The following is a 23,180-nucleotide window of genomic DNA, read 5'->3' as shown; positions in this document are numbered from 1 at the left end:
GTGTGGTGCAGCCGTGATGGAAGTGCTGTGATTCGCTGTGAGCGACGACCATCCCGGCGGGCCCAGTATCCGTCAAGAGGTGCGGCAACCTTGCGTCCGGTGGGCGGGTGCGGGCCCGCGGCCTGCGGTATGGGGCTCAGCCGCGGACCAGCAGCCGGAATTCGAAGGCGTAACGGGAGGCGCGGTAGACATGGGCGCCGTACTCGACGGGCCGGCCCCGGTCGTCGTAGCTGATCCGCCGCACGGTGAGCAGGGCGGCGCCCGCGGGCTCGCCGAGCAGGTCGCACTCCTCGGCGGTGCCGGCCCGGGCGCCGACGCTCTGCTGGGCGCTGTGCAGGGTGATGCCGTGCCGCCGCATCAGGGCGTACAGGCCGCTGGACTCCAGGGCGCCGGTGGGCAGCTCCAGCAGGTCGCCGGGCAGGTAGTTGCACAGGTACGCGACCGGTTCGCCGCGGCTGAGCCGCAGCCGGTGGACGACGGCGACCTGCGCGGTCTCCGGCAGCCCGAGCGCGGCGGTGACCTCGGGCGGCGCCTGGGCCCGGGCGTTGTGCAGCACCCGGGTGCCGGGGTGCAGGCCGGCCGCGGCCATGTCGTCGTACAGGCTGCTCAGCTCCAGCGGGCGGGTGACGCCGGTGTGCACGACCTGGGTGCCGACGCCGCGGCGGCGCACCAGCAGGCCCTTGTCGACCAGGGACCTGATCGCCTGCCGGACGGTGGGGCGGGACAGGCCGAGCCTGGCGGCGAGCTCTATCTCGTTGCCGAGCAGGCTGCCCGGGGTGAGCGCGCCGTCCTCGATGGCCTGCTCCAGTTGGCGGGCCAGCTGGAAGTACAGCGGTACGGGGCTCGCCCGGTCCACGGCGAGCCGCAGCTGCGCGGGCTCGTGCTTGGGCACGCTGGGAGCGTAGCGGGACGGCATGGTGACGGGAAGTCCGTATGTACGGACATAGCGTTGACACAGGCGCGGGTGGCGCGGGAGGTTGGGACGGCGCGCACGGCCGTCACGTCTCCTCTTCACAAGGGGCAGGAGCAGGTATGCGGATCGGACTCATCGGCGCGGGACGGATCGGCGCTTTCCACGCCGGGACGCTCCGGGCGCACGCGGGCGTCGGCGAGCTGCTGGTCGCCGACGCGGACGCGGCCCGCGCGCGGCAGGTCGCGGCGCGCTGCGGCGGCCGGGCCCTGCCGGTGGACGCGCTGTTCGCCGCCCGGCCCGACGCGCTGGTCATCGCCTCGGCGACGGCCGCGCACGCCGGGCTGATCGCGCGGGCCGCGCGGGCCGGCATCCCGGCGTTCTGCGAGAAGCCGATCGCGGTGGACCTGCCGGGCACGGTCGCGGCGCTCGCGGAGGTGGAGGCGGCCGGGGCGGTGCTCCAGATCGGCTTCCAGCGCCGCTTCGACGCCGGTTACGCCGCGGCGCGGGCCGCGGTCGCCGCGGGGCGGCTCGGCCGGCTGCACACGGTGCGGACGGTCAGCTCGGACGCGGTGCCGCCGCCGGCCGCGTACGTGCCGCTGTCCGGCGGGCTCTACCGGGACTGCCTCATCCACGACTTCGACATACTGCGCTGGGTCACCGGCCGGGAGGTCACCGAGGTCTACGCGGCCGGGGCGAACGCCGGCGCGGACTTCTTCCTGGCGGCCGGCGACGTGGACACCGCGGCGGTGCTGCTGACGCTGGAGGGCGGGCTGCTCGCGACGGCCACGGCGACGCGCTACCACGCGGCGGGCTACGACGTGCGGATGGAGCTGGCGGGCAGCGAGGACCAGTTCGCGGTGGGGGTGACGGAGCGGACGCCGTGGACGGCGGTGGAGCAGGGCGCTGCGCGCGGCTTGCCGGGGCCGGCGGCGGGTCCGGCGGGCGGGGCAGGACCCGCGAGCCCCGCGGTCGGAGCCGAGGCCGCGGGGGACGCGGGGGCCGGGCGTGGGGCGGGCGGCGCCGAGGGCCCGGCGGGCGCGGACGTCGGGCGGCCCGGGGGCGGCGCCGGGAGCGGAACGGGTGCGGGCGCCGGGCGGGCGTGGTCCGGGTTCCTGGAGCGGTTCGGTTCGGCCTACCGGGCCGAGATGGACGTCTTCCTGCGCGTCGCGCGCGGGGCCGCGGCCAACCCCTGCGAGGGTCGGGACGCGCTGCGGGCGCTGCTGGTCGCCGAGGCGTGCGAGGTCTCGCGGCGCGAGCGGCGGCCGGTGCGGGTCGCGGAGATTGCCGAGGCCGCGCACGGGGCAGGCGTCGCGCAGGCCCGGGCCAGGGCGGCCGGCGCCCCGGGACACGGCGGGCACGGCGGGCGGGGCGGCCCGCACGGACACGAGGGAGCGGTGGCGTGAGGCGGGAGCAGATCGCGGCGGCGCCGATCTCCTGGGGCGTGTGCGAGGTGCCCGGCTGGGGCCATCAACTCACTCCGGAGCGGGTACTGGCCGAGATGGCCGGACTCGGCGTGACGGCGAGCGAGTTCGGGCCGGACGGCTTCCTGCCCGGCCCGCTGCTGGCCGTGCACGGCGTGACGGCGGTCGGCGGCTTCGTGCCCGCCGTGCTGCACGACCCGGACCACGACCCGCTGCCGGACGTACGGGCGGCGCTGGACCGCTTCACGACGGCCGGCGCCCGTACGCTCGTGCTCGCCGCGGCCACCGGCCGGGACGGCTACGACGGGCGGCCCGACGTGGACGCGGCCGGCTGGCGGGCGCTGCTGGCCCGGCTGGACGAGATCGCCGGCCTCGCGGAGTCCCTGGGCGTGACGGCGGCGCTGCATCCGCACGTCGGCACGGTGGTGGAGGGCCCGCAGGAGGTCGAGCGGGTGCTGGACGGCAGCCGGATCGGGCTGTGCCTGGACACCGGCCATCTGCTGGTCGGCGGTACGGACCCGGTCGCGCTCGCCCGCCGCGCGGCCGGCCGGGTCGCGCACGTCCACCTCAAGGACGTCGACGCGACGGCCGCCGCCGCGGTCCGCGAGGGCCGCACCGGCTACACCGCCGCCGTGACCGCGGGCCTCTACCGCCCGCTGGGCGGCGGCGACCTGGATCTGCCGGCCCTGCTCACCGCGCTGGAGGCGGCCGATTACGGCGGCTGGTACGTGATGGAGCAGGACACCGTGCTGGCCGCGGAGCCCGCGCCGGGCGAGGGCCCGCTCGCGGACGTGGCGGCGTCCCTGGACTGGCTGCTGGAATGGGCGGCGCAGCTGTGACCTCCCCGGGAGCGGCCGGCGGCGCGGCGCCGGGACCTGCTCCGTACGACGTGGTGACGCTCGGCCGGGTCGGGGTGGACCTCTACCCGGAGCAGAGCGGGGTGCCGCTCGCCGAGGTGCGCAGCTTCGCGAAGTACCTGGGCGGCACGGCGGCGAACGTCGCGGTGGCCGGGGCGCGGCTGGGGCTGCGGACGGCGCTGCTCAGCGGGGTCGGGGCGGACGCCTTCGGGGAGTACGTGCGCGGGGCGCTCGCCGGCTTCGGTGTCGGGGCGGAGCTGCTGGTGACGGTGCCGGACACGCAGACGCCGGTGACCTTCTGCGAGCTCTTCCCGCCCGACGACTTCCCGATCCACTTCTACCGCCGGCCGGTCGCACCCGACCAGTGCCTGACCCCGGACCTGCTCGCCGGGCCCTCGGTCGCCGCCGCGGCCGTACGGGACGCGCGGGCGCTGTGGATCACCGGCTCGGCGCTCGCCGTGGAGCCGACGCGCTCGGCGGTCTTCGCGGCGCTGCAGTTGCGGGCGGGCGGCGAGGTGTGGTTCGACCTGGACTGGCGGCCGGTCTTCTGGGCCGACCCCGGTGAGGCCCCGGCGCTCTACGCCCGCGCGCTGGGCCACGCGACGGTGGCGGTCGGCAACCGGTCCGAGGTGGAGGTCGCGGTGGGCAGCGCGGACCCGGAGACGGCGGCGAAGCTGCTGCTGGAGCGCGGGGTGCGCACGGCGGTCGTCAAGCAGGGCCCGGCGGGCGCGCTGGCCCGTACGTCGGCCGGCGAGGTGTGCACGGCGGCGCCGATGCCGGTGAAGGTCGTCAACGGCCTCGGCGCCGGCGACGCCTTCGGCGGCGCCCTCTGCGCGGGCCTGCTGGCCGGCACGCCCCTGCCCGAGGTGCTGCGCGCGGCGAACGCGGCCGGCGCGATCGTCGCCTCCCGGCTGGCGTGCGCCGACGCGATGCCCTCCCGGGCGGAGATCGACGCGATGCTCTCCGAGCAGGTGCCGGCGCCGGGCGCATGCCCTCCGGGCGTGGGCCGTACGGGCGCCGGAGGCGCGTCGTGACGCATGTGCCCGCGGGGCGGGCGGCGCGGGACGGGTGGGACCTGTGCGTGGAGCCGGCGGACGCCGGGTGGGCGTACTGCTCGTTGCGGACGCTGACGCTTGCGCCGGGCGGGGAGCGGGAGTTCGGGACCGGGGGCAGTGAGTGGGTGCTGCTGCCGCTGGCCGGCGGGTGCCGGGTGCGGGTGGACGGCGAGGTCTTCGAGCTGCACGGGCGGGCGGGCGTCTTCACCGGCGTGAGCGACTTCGGCTATCTGCCGCGGGAGGCCCGCGTCGTGGTCTCCTCCGCCGGCGGCGGCCGGTTCGCGCTCGCCGGCGCGCGGTGCGAGCGGCGGCTGCCGGCGCGGTATGGCCCGGCGTCCGGTGTGCCGGTGGAGCTGCGGGGCGCGGGGGCCGCGAGCCGGCAGGTCAACAACTTCGCCGCGGCGGACGTCTTCGCCTGCGACCGGCTCATCGCGGTGGAGGTCCTGACGCCGGGCGGCAACTGGTCCTCCTACCCGCCGCACAAGCACGACGAGGCGGGCCCGCACGAGTCGCGCCTGGAGGAGATCTACTACTACGAGCTGTCCGGCGGCCCCGCCGCCCTCGGCTACCAGCGGGTCTACCCCTCGCCGCACGGCGGCACCGACGTGCTGGCCGAGGTGCGCTCGGGCGACGCCGTGCTGATCCCGGACGGCTGGCACGGCCCGAGCATGGCGGTGCCCGGCTACGACATGTACTACCTCAACGTCATGGCCGGCCCGGACCCGGAGCGGGCCTGGCGCATCAGCGACGACCCGGCGCACGCGTGGGTCCGCGACACCTGGCGGGACCGACTGCCGGACGAGCGGCTGCCGTTGTACACGGCCCCGGCGGCGTCGGCGGCCGGGGCGGAACCGGCGGCGTCGGGGCCCGAGGCGGCACCGGGACCCGGGGCGGCGCCCGGTGCGGCGGGGCCGACCCCCGTACGGCCCATCGCCGCCGCCCCCGGGGCCGGCGGGCAGCGCGAGTCCCGCGAGGAGGACGTATGAAGCTCACCGTCGCCCAGGCCCTCGTCCGCTTCCTGTCCGTGCAGTTCACCGAGCGCGACGGCGTACGCCACCGCACCGTCGCCGGCATGTGGGGCATCTTCGGCCACGGCAACGTCGCCGGCATCGGGCAGGCGCTGCGGGAGGCCGGGCCGCGGGCCATGCCCTTCCACCAGGGGCGCAACGAGCAGGCGATGGTGCACGCGGCGGTCGGCCACGCCCGCGTCTCGCACCGGCTGTCCACGCTGGCCTGCACCACCTCGATCGGGCCCGGCGCCACCAACCTCGTGACCGGCGCCGCGCTCGCCACCGTCAACCGCATCCCCGTCCTGCTGCTCCCCGGTGACGTCTTCGCGACCCGGCCCGCCGACCCCGTGCTCCAGCAGCTCGAAGTGCCGTGGGCGCACGACGTGTCCGTCAACGACGCGCTGCGGCCGGTCTCCCGCTACTTCGACCGGATCTGGCGGCCCGAGATGCTGCCCGCCTCCCTCCTCCAGGCCATGCGGGTGCTCACCGACCCGGTGGAGACCGGCGCGGTGACCCTCGCGCTGCCGCAGGACGTGCAGGTCGAGGCGTACGACTGGCCGGACGAGCTGTTCCGCGAGCGGGTCTGGCACGTACGCCGCCCGCAGCCGGACCCGGTGGCGCTGGCCGAGGCGGCGGGGCTGCTGCGGTCGGCGGCCCGGCCGCTGGTCGTGGCCGGCGGCGGCGTCCGGCACGCCGAGGCGGCGCCGCAGCTCGCGGACTTCGCGGCGGCGACCGGTATCCCGGTCGCGGAGACGCAGGCGGGCAAGGGGTCGCTGCGCTGGGACCACCCGCAGGCGCTGGGCGCGATCGGCCACACGGGCACCGCCCCGGCGGACGCGGCGGCGCGCGCGGCGGACGTCGTGCTGGGCGTCGGCACCCGCTGGACGGACTTCACGACCGCCTCCGGTGCGCTCTTCGCACCGGACGCCCGCTTCGTCAACCTCAACGTCGCCTCCTTCGACGCCCACAAGATGACGGGCCTGCCGCTGCTCGCCGACGCCCGGGCCGGGCTGGTCGCGCTCGCCGGCGAACTGGCCGGCTTCCGGGCGCCGGAGCAGCCGTACGCGGCGGCCGTCGGCGAGTGGCGGGCGCGGACCGACGCCGTCCTGGGCGACGAGGACTCGCCGTGGCCGCCGTCGCAGGGCGAGCTGATCGGCGCGCTGCACGCGGTGCTCGGCGACCGGGACGTGGTCGTCAACGCCGCCGGGTCGCTGCCCGGCGACCTGCACAAGCTGTGGCGGTCCCGGGACCCGGAGCAGTACCACGTCGAATACGGCTATTCGTGCATGGGTTACGAGATCCCCGCCGCGATCGGCGTGAAGCTCGCCGCGCCGGACCGCGAGGTCTTCGCGCTGGTCGGCGACGGCACGTACCTGATGCTGCCGACCGAGATCGTGACGGCGGTGCAGGAGGGCGTCCCGGTCAACCTGGTGCTGGTGCAGAACCACGGCTACGCCTCGATCGGCGGGCTGTCGGCGCAGGTCGGCGCGGAGGGCTTCGGCACGGCCTACCGCTTCCCGGGCGGCGACGGCGACTTCAGCGGCCCGCCGCTGCCGGTGGACCTCGCGGCGAACGCGGCGAGCCTGGGCCTTGAGGTCTTCACGCCGGGCTCGGCGAAGGAGCTGCGGGCGGCGCTCGCGGCGGCCCGGGAGTCGCCCCGGGCGACGGCGGTCTACGTCGAGACGGACCCGGCGCGGCCGGGGCTGCCGCCCGCGGCGTGGTGGGACGTGCCGGTCGCGCAGGTGTCGGCCCTGGAGGCGACGAGGGCGGCGCGTACGGCGTACGAGGCGGCGCTGCGGGAGGCGCCGGGGCCGCGGCCCCGGCTGTGAGCCCCCGCGGCGGTCAGTGTCCCGTCAGCCGGTAGAGGGCCGCGCCGCCCGCCGGGAGGGAGACGGAGAAGAAGGGCAGCCGGCGCGGCGGCTCGTACGCGGCCGTCGCCGGGTCGAAGCGGGCCACGCCGGCGACGGCGTGCGGGCGCAGGGCGATGCGGGCGGTGACGGCGGCGTCGTGCGAGCGGTTGGCGACGAGCAGCCAGCGGGTCGCGGGGTCGCCCGGCGCGGGCGCGGCGAAGGTGCCGAGCACGACGGGGCCGCCGGCGACCGCGGCGATCCGCTCGTCCGGGGCGAAGGCGGTGGCGCCGGCGGGCAGCGGCGTGTCGCCGGCGTGCACCACGGACTCCGAGACCAGGGGCTTGAGTTCGCGGCCGGCCGGCCGCAGCCATCCGGTGTTGAGCTGCTTGGCGGCGTCGTAGAGCGGGGTGCGCTCGCCGGCGACGGTGAGCAGGCCCTGCGCGGGCACGAAGCCGGTGCCGCGGCTGGGGTCGGGGGTCCAGTAGGTGAAGTACTGCACGCCCTTGGCGCCGTAGGCGAGGCTGATGTTGACCTGCCAGGCCAGTTCGGCGGCGGTCGGCAGCCGGTGGCCCGCGTACTGGAGGGACTGGATGTAGATCCAGGTGGGGATGCCCGCGCGCAGGCCCGCGTCGCGCACGATCGCCCAATTCTGGAAGTAGTCGGGGTCGTCGGCGCCGTCCGGGTAGAGCGGGTAGCGGTCGTAGCACAGCAGCGAGGGCGTGATCGCGTCGAGCCCTTCCTGCACGTACCGCGCGTAGGTGGCCGCGTCCATGCCGGGGGTGCCCCAGGCGCCGTACGGCTGGCCCAGGCGGCGGAAGTTGATGTACGGCAGCGCGGTGGGGCTGATCCGGCGGACGGTGTCGACGAGGGCCGCGAGGGTGGTGAAGCGGTTGGCGGCGGGCTCGTCGACGAGGTTGAGGCCGGCGAAGGAGGTGTAGCCCTGGTAGGTGCTCAGGACCGCGCGCAGCGAGACCTCGGCGTCGGACGGGCTGACCTGCGGGCGGTTGCCGCTGGGGTCGTCCTCGATCCAGAAGTTGCCGGTGAGGGACGCCTCCAGCGGGTCGCCGGCGATGAGCATCTTCAGGCCCACCTGCTGGGCGATGCCCAGGGCGTAGCGGATGCCGGTGGCGTCCCACAGGTAGTTGCCGTTGTGCAGGAAGGTGAAGCCTGCGTCCGCGATCTCCTGGTAGCGCTCCACGGTGATCTGGGTGGGCGGCGGCGGCCAGAAGGCGCCGATGGGGAAGTCGGTCCCGCCGATGAGCGGCAGGTCCGCGGTGGGCGGCACGGCGGCCCGCTCCCCGGCCGGCGCCGCCTGCGCGCGCGCCGTCCCGCTCGCGGCCAGCACGGCGAGCCCCGTCCCGGGCAGCGCCGCCGCCCCGCCCGCGGCAAGCAGCATGCGCCGCCGGCTCAACGACTGATGCTCCGTCATGTCACACCCTCCGCCCGGGCCTTGGGGCACGTGCACGGCACGGCCCGGGGCCGCGCTCAGCACGCCGCCCACGGCCGGGGTGCACCAGAGCCGCGGGCGGCGCACCCACGGTACGGGAGTGGGGGTCGTGGCGTCAGTGATTTCGTGGTGTCGGTGATGTGGTGGCGTCGGTCTCGGCCATCGGCTTCCGCCCTGGCGGGGCTCATCCGGCCGGCGCCGTGAAGTCGGCCTCCTCCGTCGTGACGATGCCGGCCGTGCGGCCGGGCGCGGTCTGGAACTTCCAGTACAGGTTCGTGTGGGCGACGACCAGGGCCGGCGGCGGGGCACCGAAGGACGAGAGGTCCTCGGTGGTGTGGGCGTCGGCGACCAGCGTCGCGTCGTAGCCGCGGGCCAGGGCGCCGTGCAGCGTGGAGCGGATGCACATGTCGGTCTGCGCGCCGGCGACGACGAGCCGGCCGATGCCGCGCGCGGCCAGGATGTCCTCCAGTTCCGTCGCCTCGAAGGAGTCGCCGTACTCCTTCTGCACCAGCGGCTCGGACTCCAGCCGCTTCAGCTCCGGGACGTACGCCCATTTCTCGCCGCCGGCGACCAGCTCCTCGTCGTTGTGCTGCACCCATACGACGGCGGTGCCGGCCGCCCGCGCACGGTCCACGAGCGTGCCGATGTTGGCCACCACCGCGTCCCGCTCGTGTGCTCCTTCCACCACCCCGTTCTGCACGTCGACGACGAGCAGCGCGGTGTTCGGTCGGTTGTCCAGCGTGGTCATTGCGCCTCCCGGCACGGTCGAAGATCGTCCTGCCTGCGACTGTAGGACCCAGCACTGACAATCGGCCCCGGGGCCGCCGGCGTGGACATCGCCGCCCCGGTGGCCGACAATGGCGGCGCTTGACCAACCACCGAATGACCGGCCGCCGGCCGGTCGGGATTTCTGCCCGGTGATGGAGTCGGTGCGGGGCGCGTGCCCCCTCTCCGCGCCACCACTGGACGGTTCCAGGCGGCGACCACGGGTCGGTTCCCAGGGCACCGACGACCCAGGTGGGCCGTCCCGCCGGGCAGCGGAACGGATCCGCCGTGCCCTCGGCGAACAACTACCGTGCCCTGCTGCGTACCCCTGGTGTCGCGGCCTTCTTCCTGCCCGTGTCGGTCGGACGCGTCGGCGTCGCGATGACGAGCATCAGCATCGTGTGGCTCGTGCACGGCCGGACCGGGAGCTTCGGCTCGGCCGGCCTGGTCACCGGCGCCTTCGCGGTGACCGACGCGGTCGTGGCGCCGCAGACCGGGCGGCTCGTGGACCGGTTCGGGCAGACCCGGGTGCTGCCGCCCGCGCTGCTCGCGCACGCCGCCGCGGTCGCCGCGCTGGTGTCCCTGGTCGCCGCGGGCGCGCCCGTCGTGCTCATGGCGGCGGGCGGCGCGCTGGTCGGCGCCACCGTGCCGCAGCTCGCGGCGCTGTCCGCGGCGCGCTGGGCGGCGCTGCTGCGCGGCGACCGGGCGGCGGAGCTGCCGGCCGCCTTCGCGCTGGAGTCGCTGGGCAACGCGGTCGGCTACCTCGTGGGCCCGGCGCTGGTCAGCGCGCTCGCCGCGGCCGGGCACGCCATGGCCGGCACGGTGCTGGCCGCGTCGCTGTCGGTGGCCGGCGGCTTCGTCTTCGCCGCGCGGCGCGGCAGCGCTCCCCCGCCGCCGCGCCACGACGGCACCGCCGGGTCCGGCACGCGTACGGTGCGCTCGCCGCTGCGCGGCCCGGTGCTGGTCCTGATGGGCGTCAACCTCGCGCTCGGGGTCTACTTCGGGGCCACGCAGGTGTCGGTGACCGCCTTCGCGGTGGAGCACGGGGCGCCGGGCGCCGCGGCGCCGGTCTTCGCCCTCTCCAACGTCAGCGGGCTGCTGGCGGGTTGGCTGTACGGGCTGCGCCGGTGGCGTACCGCGCCTTCGGTGCAACTGGTGGCGGCGACCTGCGCGTTGGCCCTCGGCACGCTGCTTCTGCTGGCCGTGGGCTCGCCGTTCGGGCTCGGGCTGGTCGTGGTGCTGACCGGTGCGGTGATCCCGCCGCTGCTGGTGGTCTGCACGGTGCTGGCCGAGTCGTCCGTGCACCCGTCCGTCCTGACGCAGACGTTCTCCTGGCTCGGCTCGGCGAGCGCCGCGGGGTCGGCCGCGGCGGCCGGGGTGGCCGGGTGGGCGGTCGACGCGCTCGGGGCGCGCGGCGGCTTCGGGCTCACCGCGGTGGCGGCGGGGGCGATGGCGCTCCAGGCGTGCGCGGGGCTGCGGGTGCTGCGGGTGGGCGGGCGCCGGCCGGCGCGTACGGAGCCGGCGGCGGGGTGAGGGCAGGGGGCTCTTTTGCGTGGCGCGGGTTTCACGGGAATGTCCCGCGATGGTCACAGCCCTTGCCGGGCCCGGCGGCCGGGGCGCCGGGCTGCGTACGCTGCTGGCGCGGGCAGCGCGCAGGGGAGGGGTGGGCGGGCGTGGGAGCGGAAGCGGAAGTGGGCGCGGGGACGCTGGTCGGCGGGCGGTACCGGCTGGCGGGGCGGCTCGGCGCGGACGCGCGGGGGCGGGCGTGGCGGGCGTACGACGAGTGGCTGAGGGTCGAGGTCGCCGTCAAGCGGGTGCGCCTGCCGCAGGGCGCGGCGGACGCCGCGGAGGTACGGGCGCGGGCCGTGCGGCTCGCGGGCGGGGCGGCGCGGCTGCGCGGGGAGCGGCATGTGGTCACGCTCCACGACGTGGTCGTGGACGGCGCGGGCACCTGGGCGGTGACGGACCTCGTCGAGGGCCGCTCGCTGGCCGAGCACCTGGCGGCGCACGGCCCGCTGTCCGCCGACCGCGCCGCCGACGTGGCCCGCGCGCTGCTCACGGCGCTGGACGCGGCATATGCGGCGGACGTCGTCCACGGCAACGTCAAGCCGTCGAACGTGCTCCTGGCGGCGACCGGCGAGGTCTTCCTCACGGACTTCGGGCCCCCGGCCCCGCAGCCCGACCCCTGGATCGTCCCCGACGCCACCGGCGGCCATGGGCAGGACGCACCCGGCCCGCAGGCCCTTCCGTGGGCGACGCCCGGCGCCACCGGCCCCGTACAGGACGCGCCCCGGGGCGCGCCGGGTGCCGCCGGGCCGGCGGGGAACGCGGCCGGCCCGCAGGCTCTTCCGTGGGCCGGACCGGGCGCTGCCGGCCACGTCGCGGGCGCCGCGCAAGCGCCCGACGCCGCCGCCCCCGAGCCCGGCGCTGCCGGGGACCTCTTCGCGCTCGGGGTGACGCTCTACCAGGCCGTCGAGGGGGAGCCCCCGTTCGGCCCGGCGGCCGAGTGGCAGGCGGCGTACGGGGAGCCCGTAGCGACCCGCCGGGCCGGGCGGCTCGGGCCGCTGCTCGGCGCGCTGCTCGCGCGGGACCCCGCGCGCCGGCCCACCGCCCGTGCGGCGCTCGCCCTGCTCGACGTCCCCCGGGACGCGGTCCCGGGCCGCGCGCCGGCCGTGTCCACCGTCGCGCCCGCCCCCGCGTACGGCGCCTCCCCCCGCCTGCCCGGCGCCTTCGTCCTGGAGGCGGACAACGAGGTCCAGAGCCTCGCCATCAGCCCCGACGGCACGCTCCTGGCCGCCGCCGGCGCGGGCAAGCGCCTCCGCCTGTGGGATCTCACGTCCCCGCACGCCGTCGCCGCGGAGCTGGCCGGCCACCGCAACTGGGTGCTCGCGGTGGCGTTCAGCCCGGACGGCCGCACCCTCGCCAGCGGCGGCTACGACCGCAAGGTGCGGCTGTGGGACGTCGCCACGGGCCGCAGCACCGCGGTCCTGGAGGGCCACACCGACTGGGTCCGCGCGATCGCCTTCAGCCTCGACGGCCGGGTCCTCGCGACGGGCGGCGACGACAAGGTGATCCGGCTGTGGGACCCGGCGACCGGCGCGGCCACCGCGTCACTGGCCGGCCACCACGGCTGGATCCGCTCCCTCGCCTTCGCGCCGGACGGCCGCAGCGTCGTCACGGGCGGCCGGATCGTCCAGCGCTGGGACCTGGCCACGGGGCAGAAGCCCGCGACCCTGGCCGGTACGGAGAGCAAGGTGCGGGCCGTGGCGTTCAGCCCCGACGGCCGGACGATCGCGGCGGGTACGAAGCAGCGGGGCCTGTACCTGTGGGACGCCGCGACCCACGCCCCGCTCCCCGCCTGGCCCGAGGCCGGCACCGGCGCCCGCGTCAACGCCCTCGCCTTCGCCCCCGGCGGCACCGCCCTCGCCGCCGCGGGCCCCGGCCGTACGGTCACCCTGCGGGACACGGCCACGGCCGAGCAACTCACCTCCTGGTCCGCCGAGTCCGGCACCGTCCACGCCCTCGCCTTCACCCCCGACGGCACCCTCCTCGCCGCCGCCGACGCCGCCAGGATCCACCTCTGGCGCGTCCCCCCGGCGAGCTACCCGGCCTGACCGCGTCCCCCGGCAGACGCGAAGTCGTGGCCTGGTGCCCCTGGACCAGGGTTTCCGGCAGCGACGGGCCTTCGATCCGCCGGGGACCGCTCCCGTCGACTCGCCGATCCCGGGCAGGTCGACGGCGATGATCCGGGCGTCGGGAGCGCCGCACCCACGACACCGACCGCCGCCGCCGCACCGTCGCCCTCACGCACGCCGGAAACGCCCTGACCGACACGATCGCGGCCACGGCGGACGCCGAGCAGGACCGGTTCCTGCACGCCCTGAGCCCCCGGGACCGCGAGCACCTCAACCACCTGCTGCGGCAGCTCTACGACTCCCACGTCCGCCTCCCGGATACCGGCCCCGGCGCCGCGGCCGGAGGTGACCAGGCCACGCCGTGAGAAGCGGAATCATCCGGCCAGGGTGTCGAAGGAGATCCACACGTCCGGCGGCACGTCCGCCCGCCCCGGTACGGCCCTGCGCTCCTGCGCCCACGCGTCGCCGGCGATCTCCGCGGCGACGCGCCGCCAGAAGCGGGCCGCGCCGGTGTTCGCCTCCTGGAACGGGACCTCCCACGCCCCCGGATGCCGCGCCACCACCTCCCGTACCGCCCGCGCGCCGACCCCCGCCCGCCGGGCCCCGCGCACCACGAAGAAGCTGTTCATCACCCGCGCCGGCCCGCCCAGCCCCCGTACGAAGGCGAACCCGGCCGGCCGGTCGCCGCTCACGAACAGATACGCCGCCCACCCCGGCTCGCCGAAGGCCATCCGCAGCCGCTCGTCGCGGAACGTCCCGTCCGGCTCCGGCAGCCGCCCCTCGACCTCCGACATGTCGTGCCGGAACATCAGCCACAGCCGCTCCACGGCCCCGCGGTCGCCCTCCCCCGCGACCCGCACGCAAACGTCCGCCACCGGCTTCTCCTCTCGCTGCCCCCGGCCCGCACCGGGCCACCGAGCCTACGGCGGCCCCGCGGCCGAATCCGCGTGGCGGGGGCACGTACCGGCCTGGCAGGATCCGGGGCATGCCCCTTGCTGACGTGTCGCCCGCGGTGAAGCTCGCCTACGACTGCTTCGGGGACCCCGAGGACCCCGCCGTCCTGCTCGTCATGGGGTTCGGGGCGCAGATGATCGCCTGGGACGAGGACTTCTGCCGGGAGTTGGCGGGGCGGGGGCGGTTCGTCGTGCGGTACGACAACCGGGACTGCGGGCTGTCGACGACGTTCGACGACCACCCGGTGGACCTCGGGCGGTTCGTCGTGGCGGTCCGGTCGGGCGACATCGCCGCCGCGCGGGCGATGGTGCCGTACGGGCTGGAGGACATGGCGGCGGACGGGCTCGGGCTGCTGAGCGCCCTGGGGATCGGGCGGGCGCATGTCGTGGGCGCGTCGATGGGCGGGATGATCGCGCAGGTCATGGCGCTCGGCAGCCCGGAGCGGGTGCTGACGCTGACCTCGATGATGTCCTCGACCGGGGAGCCGGAGTACGGGCGGTCCACGCCGGAGGCGCAGGCCGTGCTGTTCCAGGGCCGGCCGGCGGACCGCGAGGGCCACATCGCGGCGGCGGAACGGGACATGGTGTGGGCCTCGCGGCGGTACGGCGACCCGGCCGCGCTGCGGGACCTGGCCGCGAGGAGCTACGACCGGGCGTACCACCCGGCCGGGGTGGGGCGGCAGTTCGGGGCGATGGTGCTCGGCGGCTCGCGCGCCGACGCCCTGCGCAAGCTCCAGGTGCCGACGCTGGTCGTGCACGGCCTCGACGACACGCTGATCACGCCGAGCGGCGGCGAGCGGACCGCGGAGCTGGTCCCGGGCGCGAAGCTGCTGCTCCTGCCGGACATGGGCCATGACCGTCCGCGCGAGCTGTGGCCGGAGATCATCGGCGCGATCGCCGCCCACACCGCCTGAGCCGGGGGAACGGCGAACGCCCTCCCGGTGAACTCCCGGCGACCGTGGGGCAAGGGCATGCCGCCCGCATGCGCGCACATACGGCGAAGGGTGCCGTACCCGCCCAACTCCCCCGCGCGAAGGGAACGTTTGTGTGGTGTGATGCGCGGGCCGCGGCAGGGGCCGCGGCCCCGCACGAGGGGATTCGTGGCGATGTCCAGGGGGGATGTTGCAGTGGGCACCACGAAGAGCAGCACGGCACGCGGCACCAGAAGCCGGGCCGGAGGCAGAGCCGGCAAGGCAACCGGGACCCGCGGCCCGCGCAGCCGGCTCGCGCTCGCCGTCACCGCCGCGCTGACCGCGGCCCTGCTCGGCGCCGGCCTCGGCGCCCCGAGCCCCGCCGGGGCCGGCGAGACGACCGGCTCGGTCGACACCCTGCGCACCGGCTGGGACCAGAACGAGCCCGGCCTCGGCCCCGCCGACGTGCGCTCCTCGTCCTTCGGCCAGCTCTGGAAGGCGCCGGCGCAGCTCGACGGGCAGATCTACGCGCAGCCGGTCGTCGTCGGCGGCACCGTCATCGTCGTGACGGAGAACAACGTGGCGTACGGCCTGGACCGCGCGACCGGCGCGATCCAGTGGCAGCGCGGCTTCGGCCCCGCCTGGCCGGCCTCCGCGCTCGGCTGCGGCGACCTGACGCCGACCGTCGGCAGCACCGCGACCCCCGTCTACGACCCGGCCAGCGGCGCGGTCTACCTCACCACCAAGGTGAACGACGGGCCCGGCCCGCTCAACCCGCACTGGTACATGCACGCCCTCGACCCGGTCACCGGCGCGGAGAAGTCCGGCTTCCCGGTGACGATCCAGGGCACCCCGGCCGACGACCCGTCGCAGCCCTTCCTCCCGGCGTACGAGATGCAGCGCCCGGGCCTGCTGCTGCTCGACGGCGTCGTCTACGCGGGCTTCGGCGGGCACTGCGACGCGCAGCCGTACCGCGGTTACGTCGTCGGCGTCAGCACCACCAGCCCGTCGATCACCTCCATGTGGGCGACGGAGACCGGCGCGAGCAACAGCGGCGCGGGCGTGTGGCTGTCCGGCGGCGGCCTGGTCTCGGACGGCCCCGGCCGGATCTTCCTGGCCACCGGCAACGGCGTGAGCCCCGCGCCCGGCCCCGGCACCAGCCCGCCCGGCACCCTCGCGGAGTCCGTCGTACGGCTCCAGGTGCAGGGCGACCGCAGCCTGAAGGCGGCGGACTTCTTCAGCCCGTCCGACGCCCCGGCGCTGGACCAGCAGGACACCGACCTCGGCTCCGGCGGCCCGGTGGGCCTGCCGGACAGCTTCGGCACGCCCTCCCACCCGCACCTGATGGTGCAGCAGGGCAAGGACGGCCGGGTCTTCCTGCTGGACCGCGACCGGCTCGGCGGCAGCGCGCAGGGCCCCGGCGGCACGGACGCCGCCGTGGGCGTCACCGGCCCGCTCAAGGGCCAGTGGGGCCACCCCGCGGTGTGGGGCGGCGACGGCGGCTACGTCTACCTCGTCGGCAACGGCGGCTCCCTGACCGCGCTGCACCGCGGCGTGACGGGCGCGGGCGACCCGGCGCTCGCGGTGGCCGGCACGAGCCAGGACGCCTTCCCGTACACCAGCGGCTCGCCCGTGGTGACCTCGGACGGCTCGCGCTCGGGCAGCGCCCTGGTGTGGGTCGTGTGGTCCGGCGGCCCGACCGGCGTCAACGCGCAGTTGCGCGCGTACAGCCCCGTACCGGACGCGAACGGCGTGCTGCCGCTGGTGTGGTCGGCGCCGGTCGGCACGGCGGCGAAGTTCGCCACCCCGGCGACGGACGGCGGTCAGGTCTTCATCGGCACGCGCGAGGGCAAGGTGTACGCCTTCGGCAACCCGGTGGGCAGCCCGCTCAAGGGCGGGCCCGCGGAGTTCGGCCAGGTGGCGGTGGGCGCCTCCGCGCACGCGGACGTCGTGCTGACGGAGAACCAGAACCCGTCCAAGGCGCTGGGCATCCGCGGGGTGAGCGTGGACGGCCCCTTCACCGCCGACACCTCCGCGCTGCCGCCGTCGATCCCGGCGGGCGGCCACCTGACGGTGCCGGTGACCTTCACGCCGACCGGCGTGCTGGGCGCGAGCGGCACGCTCACCGTCACCACGGACGCGGGCAGCTTCGCGCTGAGCCTGCACGGCGTCGGGACGAAGCCGGGCCTGGCGGCCTTCCCGGCCGCGGTGGCCTTCGACGACCAGCCGACCGGCACGACGGCGACGACCAACGTCCAGCTGACGAACACCGGGACGCAGGCCGAGACGATCACCGCGGTGACCGCGCCCACCGGCCCCTTCACGGCGGCGAACCTGCCGAGCGCGGACCCGGCGGACCCGACGGTGATCCCGGCGCAGGGCTCGATCGTGCTCCAGGTCGGCTACACGCCGACCGCCACGGGCGACGACACGTCGTCGATCGCGCTGAGCAGCACGAGCGGGGCGCTGGCGATCCCGCTGTCCGGCAACGCGATCAGCGGCCAGGGGCATCTGGTGCTCAATCCGTCGCCGCTGAACTTCGGTGCGGTGGTGCGGGGCTCGTCGTCCACCCGGTCCTTCACGATCACCAACACCGGCAATGTGCCGGTGACGGTGACCAAGGCGAAGGCCCCGGCGGGCGTCTTCACCAGCTCCGACCCGCTGGCCGAGGGCCTGGTCATCGGCCCGGAGCAGAGCGTGCGCCAGACGGTGACCTTCTCCCCGACCGCGACCGGCAGCCAGTCGGCGACGTACGAGGTGACCGGCGACGCGGGCCAGGGCGCGCAGTTCGAGACCCTGACCGGCACGGGCGTGCCGCCGGCCGGGGAGCTGGGCACGCTGCTGGCGCGGGACACCGGCGGGGTGCTGTGGCAGTACCACGGCACGGGTGTCGCCGCCACGCCGCTGTCGGTGCGGTCGCAGATCGGCCCGGCGTGGAATGCGTACGACCTCGTGACGAGCGTGAGCCGCGAGATGTCGGACGGCACCGGCACGATGGTCGCGCGCGACGGCTCGGGCGTGCTCTGGTACTATGCCGGTACGGGCGACCCGGCGGCGCCGTTCGCCCCGAAGGCGTGGGTCGGCACGGGCTGGGGCCAGTACACGACGCTGACCGGCACGGGTGACCTGACCGGCGACGGCAGGGCCGACCTCATCGCGCGCGACGCCTCCGGCACGCTGTGGCTCTACCCCGGCACGGGCTCGGCCACCGCGCCTTTCGCCGCCCGTACGACGATCGGCCCCGGCTGGAACCAGTACGCCAACCTGGTCGGCACGGGTGACCTGACGGGCGACGGCAAGCCGGACCTCGTCGCCCGCGACGCGTCCGGCACGCTGTGGCTCTACCAGGGCACGGGCTCCGCCGCCGCGCCCTTCGCCGCCCGTACGACGATCGGCCCGGGCTGGAACATGTTCACGGCCCTCGCCGCCACGGGCGACGTGACCGGCGACGCCCGCCCCGACCTCGTGGGCCGCGACGCCTCCGGCACGCTGTGGCTCTACCAGGCAACCGGCTCCGCCGCGTCCCCGTTCCTGCCCCGCACATCCGTGGGCCCGGGCTGGAACACCTACAACTCCCTGATCTGACCGCCCTCTCCGGTGGGCGGTGCCGCACATCGCGCCGCCGCCCGCCGCCGTCCCTCAGGCGCCGAGCCGCCCGCCCTTCACCTCTGCGATGAAGCTCCGCCACGCCTCCACCGCGAAGAGCAGGGCGGGCCCTTGCGGGTCCTTACTGTCCCGCACCGGCACGACGCCGGGCACGCCGTCCGCGACATCGACGCAGTCGCCGTTGTCCCCGCCGCTGTAGCTGGACTTACGCCATGTCGTTGACGCGAAGGCGCCGGGTTCGTAAGAGGTCATGACGCGCACTCCGTTCCGTTGCCTCAGGCGGGAAACCAGCCCGCCTTCACCTCACGGATGAAGCTTGCCCACGCCTCCGGCGGAAAAAGCAGGGCCGGGCCCTGCGGGTCCTTGCTGTCCCGCACCGGCACGACGCCGGGCACGCCGTCTGCGACCTCGACGCACTCCCCGCCTTCTGAGTCGCTGTAGCTGGACTTACGCCACTGAACGGTCGTCAGGTTGGCCGGCTTGTCGTTCATAGTCTTCGGCTACTTCCTCTAGCAAGGCCAGCGATTGGTCCGCCGACAGCGCGTCGCCGAGGGCAAGGTCGAACGACTGCTGACATGCGTTAACCAGTGCCGGCTCGTCGAAAACGTGCCCCACGTTCAGGCCCTCAACGTATGCCAGCGGAGGCGCGTCGGCAAAGCGCAAGATCAGCACCATGCTCGTCAGGAGGGCGTGTGCGCCTACCGAGAAGGGGAGGAGGTGGAAGCGGATGCGCCCTCGGCGCACGAGCGCGGCGATGTGCCGTAGTTGCCGAGCCATAGCCGCCGGACCAGCGACACAGCGGCGGATCGCGTGCTCGTCCACGAGGAACCAAGTGTCCGGGCCGTCCGGGTCGTCGAAGATCCGAGCGCGCTCCAGCCGTGCGGCTACCTGCTCCTCCGTGCCGCCCAGAGCGGGGTTGGCGTGCCCCGCACGCATGACGGCCGTCGCATAGTCCACGGTCTGAAGCAGCCCCGGAATCAGCGCCGAGCCGTAGGACTGGATGACCGTCGCGAACGGCTCCAGCTCACGCACCGTGGCGAACTTGCTCGCGATACCGGGCGCGTCCATGTTCTTGCGCAGCCGGTAGAACCAGCCGTCCGTTCCCAGCGCCTGGTCAAGGCGCTTCGCATCGTCCAGCCGAGGCTTGCGGCGACCCGCCTCGAAGTGGGCGATCATCTGCGGCGACATCACGATCATCTCGCCCAGCTCTGCCTGCGTCAGCCCCAGGGCCTCCCTGCGGCGGCGGATCTCCTGGCCCAGGAACTCCGCCGGGGTCAGCGGCTTGTCACGGTCTTTGCTGCGGGTCACGCGAAACTCCCGTCCCTCCAATGCCCAGTGGAGAGGGCAACGTCTGTCAAGGCTAACCTCGGCCACGTCACGCTGTGAGGGAAAAGGCACAGAGCGTGCCTGCAAACTTCGCAGAGGACTTCGCATGGACAGCCCCTTCGATGAACATCTCACCGGCGAGGACGGGCGGCCCCTGGTCGTGCGTCAGTGGCCGCTCACGGCGCGGGCCGTGGGGCGGGCGCGGCGCGAACTACGGGGGGCCCTCGTGGAGTGGAAGCTCGGGGAGCTCACGGAGAGTGCCGAGCTCGTGCTGAGTGAGCTCATGACGAACGCCGTGCTGCATGCGAGGTCGCCGCGCGGGCGGCTCGTGGAGACGCGGTACGAGCGGACGGCGACCGGTGTCCGGATCGAGGTGCATGACGCCAACAACCGCATCCCGCACGTGGGCAGGCCGGGCGACGAGGACGAGTACGGCCGCGGACTCGTCCTCGTGGACGCCCTCACCGACCGGCGGTGGGGGGTCAGTTCCCGGCAGGGCGTGGGCAAGCTCGTGTGGGCGCACCTGGGTTGAGGTGGGGTCACCAGGGGATGGCGCCGGCGTCCTCGGCGAAGGAGCCGGTCGGGCCGCCGTCGGGCAGGGTGGCGAGGCGGATCGCCGTGGCGGCGCCCTGCTCGGGGGTGCGGGGGCCGTGGAAGCCGGTGAAGTCCGTCGCGACCAGGCCGGGGCACGCCGCGTTGACCAGCACGCCCGTACCGGCGAGCTGCCGGGCGTATTGCACGGTCACCGCGTTGAGGAACGTCTTCGACGGCGCGTACGCCGCCATGACGGGCCCGATCTCGATCGCCGGGTCCGCCTGCCGGGTCAGGGAAGCCACCCCGCTGGAGACGTTGACGATGCGGGGTGCCGCCGAGCGGCGCAGCAGCGGCAGCATCGCGTTGGTCACCCGGATGACGCCGATGACGTTGGTCTCGACGACCGTGCGGACCAGGTCGAGGTCCAGGGTGGTCGGGTCCTGGACCCACCCCGGCCCCATCTCCCCGGAGATGCCCGCGTTGTTGACCAGGACGTCCAGCCGCCCGGCCTCGCGGGCCAGCAACTGCGCCGCGTCGGCCACGCTGCGGTCGCCCGTCACGTCCAGCGGCACACCGAAGGCGTCGACCCCGGCGGCGCGCAGCTTCTCGACGGCGGACTCGCGCCGGGCCTTGTCGCGGGCCCCGACGCCCACCCGGAAGCCGAACGTGCCCAGGCCCTTCGCGATCTCGTACCCGATGCCCTTGTTCGCGCCGGTGACCAGCGCGGTCTTCGTTTCGCTCATACGTCGATGGTCGCCAGTGGGGCCGCCGCGCATCCAACACCGATCGGGTGCACTGTGATACCCGGCGGGTATCACCGGAGGCGTAGGGTGGGCGCATGGACCCCGCCGACCTCCTGGAGACCCGCGAGCTGAGGTACTTCCTGGCCGTCGCGGAGGAGATGCACTTCGGCCGCGCCGCCGAACGCCTCGGCATGGCGCAGCCGCCGCTGTCGCGGGCCATCCAGCAGCTGGAGCGGCGGCTCGGCGTCCGCCTGCTGGAGCGCGACCGGCGCGGTGTCTCGCTGACCCGGGCCGGTGAGGTGCTGGTCCTGGAGGGCCGGGCGGCGCTCGACGCGGCCACCGCCGCGGCGCGCCGTACCCGGCGGGCGGGGGAAGCCGCCGACGCCGCGGCGTCCGGTCGCGAGCGCCTGGTGCTGGCGGTGAAGGCCGCCGCGTCCCACGAGCTGCTGCAGAAGCTTCTTGCCGGCTACGCCGAGGAGCCGGGCGCCGCCGAGGTCGAGGTGCTGCCGAGCGGCCTGTGCGGCCAGGGGGAGATGCTGCGGGACGGCCGCGCGGACGTGGCCCTCATGCACACGCCGTTCAACTCCCTCGCCGGGTTCGACAGCGAGGAGCTGATGCGCGAGGGGCAGATAGCCATCCTGCCCGCCGGGCACCCTCTCGCCGCGCGTACGTCCCTCTCGCTGGCCGAGGTCCGGGACATCCCGGGCCTGCCGCTGGCCCGTTGGTCCACGGACGGCGTGTATCCGCCGGGGCCGGGGCCCGAGATCCACGACCAGACGCAACTGGCCCACCTCATCGCGCTGGGCCGTACGGTGACGGTCTTCGCGGAGTCCGCGCGGGCCTGGCTGTGGTCCGAGCACGCCGCGGTGCCGCTGACGGACGCGCCGCCGGTCGTGACCCACATCGTCTGGCCCGCGCACAGCCGCTCGCTCGCGCTGGCCGCCCTGGTCCGTACCGCCACCCGGCTCTGACGCTACTTGCCGAGCGCGGCGGCGCGGGCCGCCCGGCGGGCGAGGACGTCGTCCTGGAGGCCGGCCATCTCGCGGAGCGCCGAGCGGCGTTCGCGGGCGGAGAGGCGGTCGAGGTAGAGGCGGCCGTAGAGGTGGTCGGTCTCGTGCTGGAGGCAGCGGGCGAAGTAGCCGCGGCCCTCGATGACGAGCGGCTTCCCGTGGATGTCCTGGCCGCGGACCACCGCGAAGTCCGGGCGGGACAGCGGGCGGTAGGGGCCGGGGACGGACAGGCAGCCCTCGTCCTCCTCCACCAGCCGGCGACGGTCGGCGGGGAGTTCGTCGAGAACGGGGTTGCAGATGTGCCCGACGTGGCGCACGCCCCACTCGTCGGCCATGTCCCACACGAAGAGCCGGAGGGCGACGTCGACCTGGTTCGCGGCGATGGCCGCGCCTTCCGCGACGGCGTTGGTGGCGAACATGTCGTCGACGAGGCGGGCGAGTTCGGGGCTGCCGAAGTGCGTGACGTCGGCGCACGGGCGGTGCAGTACCTCTTCCCCGACGAGGGTGATCCGGCGCAGGGCGCCGCGCTCCGCCTCCGGCGGGAGGTCGGGGTAGGACGCCACGGGCTCGCCCTGTACGCGTACTTCACGCACGTCCGTGCTCATGGCGGCGCCTCTCGCTGGGGGTTGGGGGGTTCGGTTGACCAAGTGCTTTGCAAAGTAGCACTCTTTGCAAATGACCGAGGATGAGTTGGAGCAAGAGGGTGCGGCTTCGGCGGCCGGACGTCCCGGCGCCCGGCGGAAGTTGCCGGACCACCCGATACGGCTCGCGCTGCTCGACCTGATCGCGGAGGAGGGCACGCTGACGGCGACGCGGGCGGCGGCCCGGCTGGGCCAGAGTTCGGGGCTGTGCTCCTTCCATCTGCGCCAACTGGCCCGGCACGGCCTGGTGGAGGAGGCCCCCCATCCCCCGGGCCGCGGCGGCCCCCGCCCCTGGCGCCTGCGCTGGGAGGACAACGCGGTGACCGCCCCGCCGGGGGGCTTCACCGAGGTGCTGCACCTCACCCCGGAGGAGGCGACCACCCTCACGGCCACCCTGCGCGAGGCCCTGGCCCCGTACGCCGGCCGGTCCGCCCCGCCGCCCGGGGCGGTACGGATGACGGTGCAGGCGCACTTCTCCCCGCCGGGGGCCGAGCCGGGCTGAG

General features: G+C 75.6%; 21 protein-coding genes. 12 read left to right on the top strand and 9 right to left on the bottom strand.

What is annotated here, in order from left to right:
- Window positions 1-136: 136 nt before the first annotated feature.
- Window positions 137-916, bottom strand: coding sequence for a GntR family transcriptional regulator (locus tag HCN08_RS19035; protein ID WP_206318949.1), 780 nt, complete (start codon window positions 914-916; stop codon window positions 137-139).
- Between the two features lie 116 nt (window positions 917-1,032).
- Here HCN08_RS19035 and HCN08_RS35495 point away from each other — a divergent pair, with 116 nt between their 5' ends.
- Genes HCN08_RS35495 through iolD form a run of 5 tightly spaced genes read left to right on the top strand, consistent with a single transcriptional unit; the run spans window position 1,033 to window position 7,085 of the window.
- Window positions 1,033-2,316, top strand: coding sequence for a Gfo/Idh/MocA family protein (locus HCN08_RS35495; RefSeq protein ID WP_240970225.1), 1,284 nt, complete (start codon window positions 1,033-1,035; stop codon window positions 2,314-2,316).
- On the top strand, window positions 2,313-3,173 hold the full coding sequence (locus tag HCN08_RS19020; RefSeq protein ID WP_322974545.1) for a TIM barrel protein: 861 nt from the start codon (window positions 2,313-2,315) through the stop codon (window positions 3,171-3,173). Before HCN08_RS35495 ends, HCN08_RS19020 begins: the two co-directional genes overlap by 4 nt.
- A complete protein-coding gene (iolC, locus tag HCN08_RS19015) occupies window positions 3,170-4,225 on the top strand; it encodes a 5-dehydro-2-deoxygluconokinase (protein ID WP_322974544.1) in 1,056 nt (351 codons plus the stop codon). Before HCN08_RS19020 ends, iolC begins: the two co-directional genes overlap by 4 nt.
- Window positions 4,180-5,232, top strand: a complete 1,053-nt coding sequence (gene iolB, locus HCN08_RS19010) for a 5-deoxy-glucuronate isomerase (protein ID WP_167984335.1) — start codon at window positions 4,180-4,182, stop codon at window positions 5,230-5,232. Before iolC ends, iolB begins: the two co-directional genes overlap by 46 nt.
- Window positions 5,229-7,085 carry a 3D-(3,5/4)-trihydroxycyclohexane-1,2-dione acylhydrolase (decyclizing) gene (gene iolD / locus HCN08_RS19005; RefSeq protein ID WP_167984334.1) on the top strand — a complete coding sequence of 619 codons (1,857 nt, stop codon included), beginning with the start codon at window positions 5,229-5,231 and terminating at the stop codon, window positions 7,083-7,085. Before iolB ends, iolD begins: the two co-directional genes overlap by 4 nt.
- A gap of 13 nt (window positions 7,086-7,098) precedes the next feature.
- Here the strand turns inward: iolD and HCN08_RS19000 are convergent, their stop codons facing one another.
- Window positions 7,099-8,535 (bottom strand): hypothetical protein, encoded by a 1,437-nt coding sequence (locus HCN08_RS19000; protein ID WP_167984333.1) that lies wholly within the window; start codon window positions 8,533-8,535, stop codon window positions 7,099-7,101.
- Between the two features lie 202 nt (window positions 8,536-8,737).
- Entirely contained in the window at window positions 8,738-9,301 is a 564-nt protein-coding gene (locus tag HCN08_RS18995; RefSeq protein ID WP_167984332.1) for a cysteine hydrolase family protein, read from the bottom strand.
- 305 nt (window positions 9,302-9,606) lie between these two features.
- On the opposite strand from HCN08_RS18995, the gene HCN08_RS18990 reads away from it, so the two are divergent.
- Both HCN08_RS18990 and HCN08_RS18985 read left to right on the top strand, forming a co-directional pair.
- A complete protein-coding gene (locus HCN08_RS18990; RefSeq protein ID WP_167984331.1) occupies window positions 9,607-10,851 on the top strand; it encodes an MFS transporter in 1,245 nt (414 codons plus the stop codon).
- 140 nt (window positions 10,852-10,991) lie between these two features.
- On the top strand, window positions 10,992-12,932 hold the full coding sequence (locus HCN08_RS18985; RefSeq protein ID WP_167984330.1) for a protein kinase family protein: 1,941 nt from the start codon (window positions 10,992-10,994) through the stop codon (window positions 12,930-12,932).
- Between the two features lie 395 nt (window positions 12,933-13,327).
- Here HCN08_RS18985 and HCN08_RS18980 read toward each other — a convergent pair whose 3' ends face one another.
- Complete coding sequence (locus HCN08_RS18980) at window positions 13,328-13,762, bottom strand: GNAT family N-acetyltransferase (protein ID WP_240970239.1); 435 nt, start codon at window positions 13,760-13,762, stop codon at window positions 13,328-13,330.
- 176 nt (window positions 13,763-13,938) lie between these two features.
- Between HCN08_RS18980 and HCN08_RS18975 the strand changes: the two genes are divergently transcribed.
- Together HCN08_RS18975 and HCN08_RS18970 are read left to right on the top strand one after the other, a co-directional pair.
- The gene (locus tag HCN08_RS18975; protein ID WP_167984328.1) at window positions 13,939-14,820 is read left to right on the top strand and encodes an alpha/beta fold hydrolase; all 882 of its coding nucleotides are present in this window, start codon (window positions 13,939-13,941) and stop codon (window positions 14,818-14,820) included.
- A 213-nt stretch (window positions 14,821-15,033) separates the two neighbouring features.
- A complete protein-coding gene (locus tag HCN08_RS18970) occupies window positions 15,034-18,402 on the top strand; it encodes a choice-of-anchor D domain-containing protein (RefSeq protein ID WP_167984327.1) in 3,369 nt (1,122 codons plus the stop codon).
- 54 nt (window positions 18,403-18,456) lie between these two features.
- Here the strand turns inward: HCN08_RS18970 and HCN08_RS18965 are convergent, their stop codons facing one another.
- The 3 genes from HCN08_RS18965 to HCN08_RS18955 are packed head-to-tail and all read right to left on the bottom strand — an operon-like array spanning window position 18,457 to window position 19,731.
- Window positions 18,457-18,675 carry a DUF397 domain-containing protein gene (locus HCN08_RS18965; RefSeq protein ID WP_167984326.1) on the bottom strand — a complete coding sequence of 73 codons (219 nt, stop codon included), beginning with the start codon at window positions 18,673-18,675 and terminating at the stop codon, window positions 18,457-18,459.
- 23 nt (window positions 18,676-18,698) lie between these two features.
- The gene (locus tag HCN08_RS18960) at window positions 18,699-18,914 is read right to left on the bottom strand and encodes a DUF397 domain-containing protein (protein WP_167984325.1); all 216 of its coding nucleotides are present in this window, start codon (window positions 18,912-18,914) and stop codon (window positions 18,699-18,701) included.
- Window positions 18,871-19,731 carry a helix-turn-helix domain-containing protein gene (locus HCN08_RS18955; RefSeq protein ID WP_322974542.1) on the bottom strand — a complete coding sequence of 287 codons (861 nt, stop codon included), beginning with the start codon at window positions 19,729-19,731 and terminating at the stop codon, window positions 18,871-18,873. Before HCN08_RS18955 ends, HCN08_RS18960 begins: the two co-directional genes overlap by 44 nt.
- Before the next feature lie 124 nt (window positions 19,732-19,855).
- Between HCN08_RS18955 and HCN08_RS18950 the strand changes: the two genes are divergently transcribed.
- Window positions 19,856-20,281 carry an ATP-binding protein gene (locus HCN08_RS18950; RefSeq protein WP_167984323.1) on the top strand — a complete coding sequence of 142 codons (426 nt, stop codon included), beginning with the start codon at window positions 19,856-19,858 and terminating at the stop codon, window positions 20,279-20,281.
- Between the two features lie 7 nt (window positions 20,282-20,288).
- Here HCN08_RS18950 and HCN08_RS18945 read toward each other — a convergent pair whose 3' ends face one another.
- Window positions 20,289-21,026 (bottom strand): SDR family oxidoreductase, encoded by a 738-nt coding sequence (locus HCN08_RS18945; protein ID WP_167984322.1) that lies wholly within the window; start codon window positions 21,024-21,026, stop codon window positions 20,289-20,291.
- 95 nt (window positions 21,027-21,121) lie between these two features.
- Between HCN08_RS18945 and HCN08_RS18940 the strand changes: the two genes are divergently transcribed.
- Window positions 21,122-21,997 carry a LysR family transcriptional regulator gene (locus HCN08_RS18940; protein ID WP_167984321.1) on the top strand — a complete coding sequence of 292 codons (876 nt, stop codon included), beginning with the start codon at window positions 21,122-21,124 and terminating at the stop codon, window positions 21,995-21,997.
- A 2-nt stretch (window positions 21,998-21,999) separates the two neighbouring features.
- Here the strand turns inward: HCN08_RS18940 and def are convergent, their stop codons facing one another.
- Window positions 22,000-22,641 carry a peptide deformylase gene (def, locus tag HCN08_RS18935; protein ID WP_167984320.1) on the bottom strand — a complete coding sequence of 214 codons (642 nt, stop codon included), beginning with the start codon at window positions 22,639-22,641 and terminating at the stop codon, window positions 22,000-22,002.
- A 70-nt stretch (window positions 22,642-22,711) separates the two neighbouring features.
- Here def and HCN08_RS18930 point away from each other — a divergent pair, with 70 nt between their 5' ends.
- Window positions 22,712-23,179 carry a winged helix-turn-helix domain-containing protein gene (locus HCN08_RS18930; RefSeq protein ID WP_167984319.1) on the top strand — a complete coding sequence of 156 codons (468 nt, stop codon included), beginning with the start codon at window positions 22,712-22,714 and terminating at the stop codon, window positions 23,177-23,179.
- The last annotated feature ends 1 nt before the right edge of the window (window position 23,180 follow it).

It is taken from the genome of Actinacidiphila epipremni (assembly GCF_012034175.1).
Lineage (GTDB): Bacteria > Actinomycetota > Actinomycetes > Streptomycetales > Streptomycetaceae > Actinacidiphila > Actinacidiphila epipremni.
The sequence above is the reverse complement of the archived record's forward strand: the minus strand, read 5'-3'. Positions and strand labels throughout refer to the sequence as shown.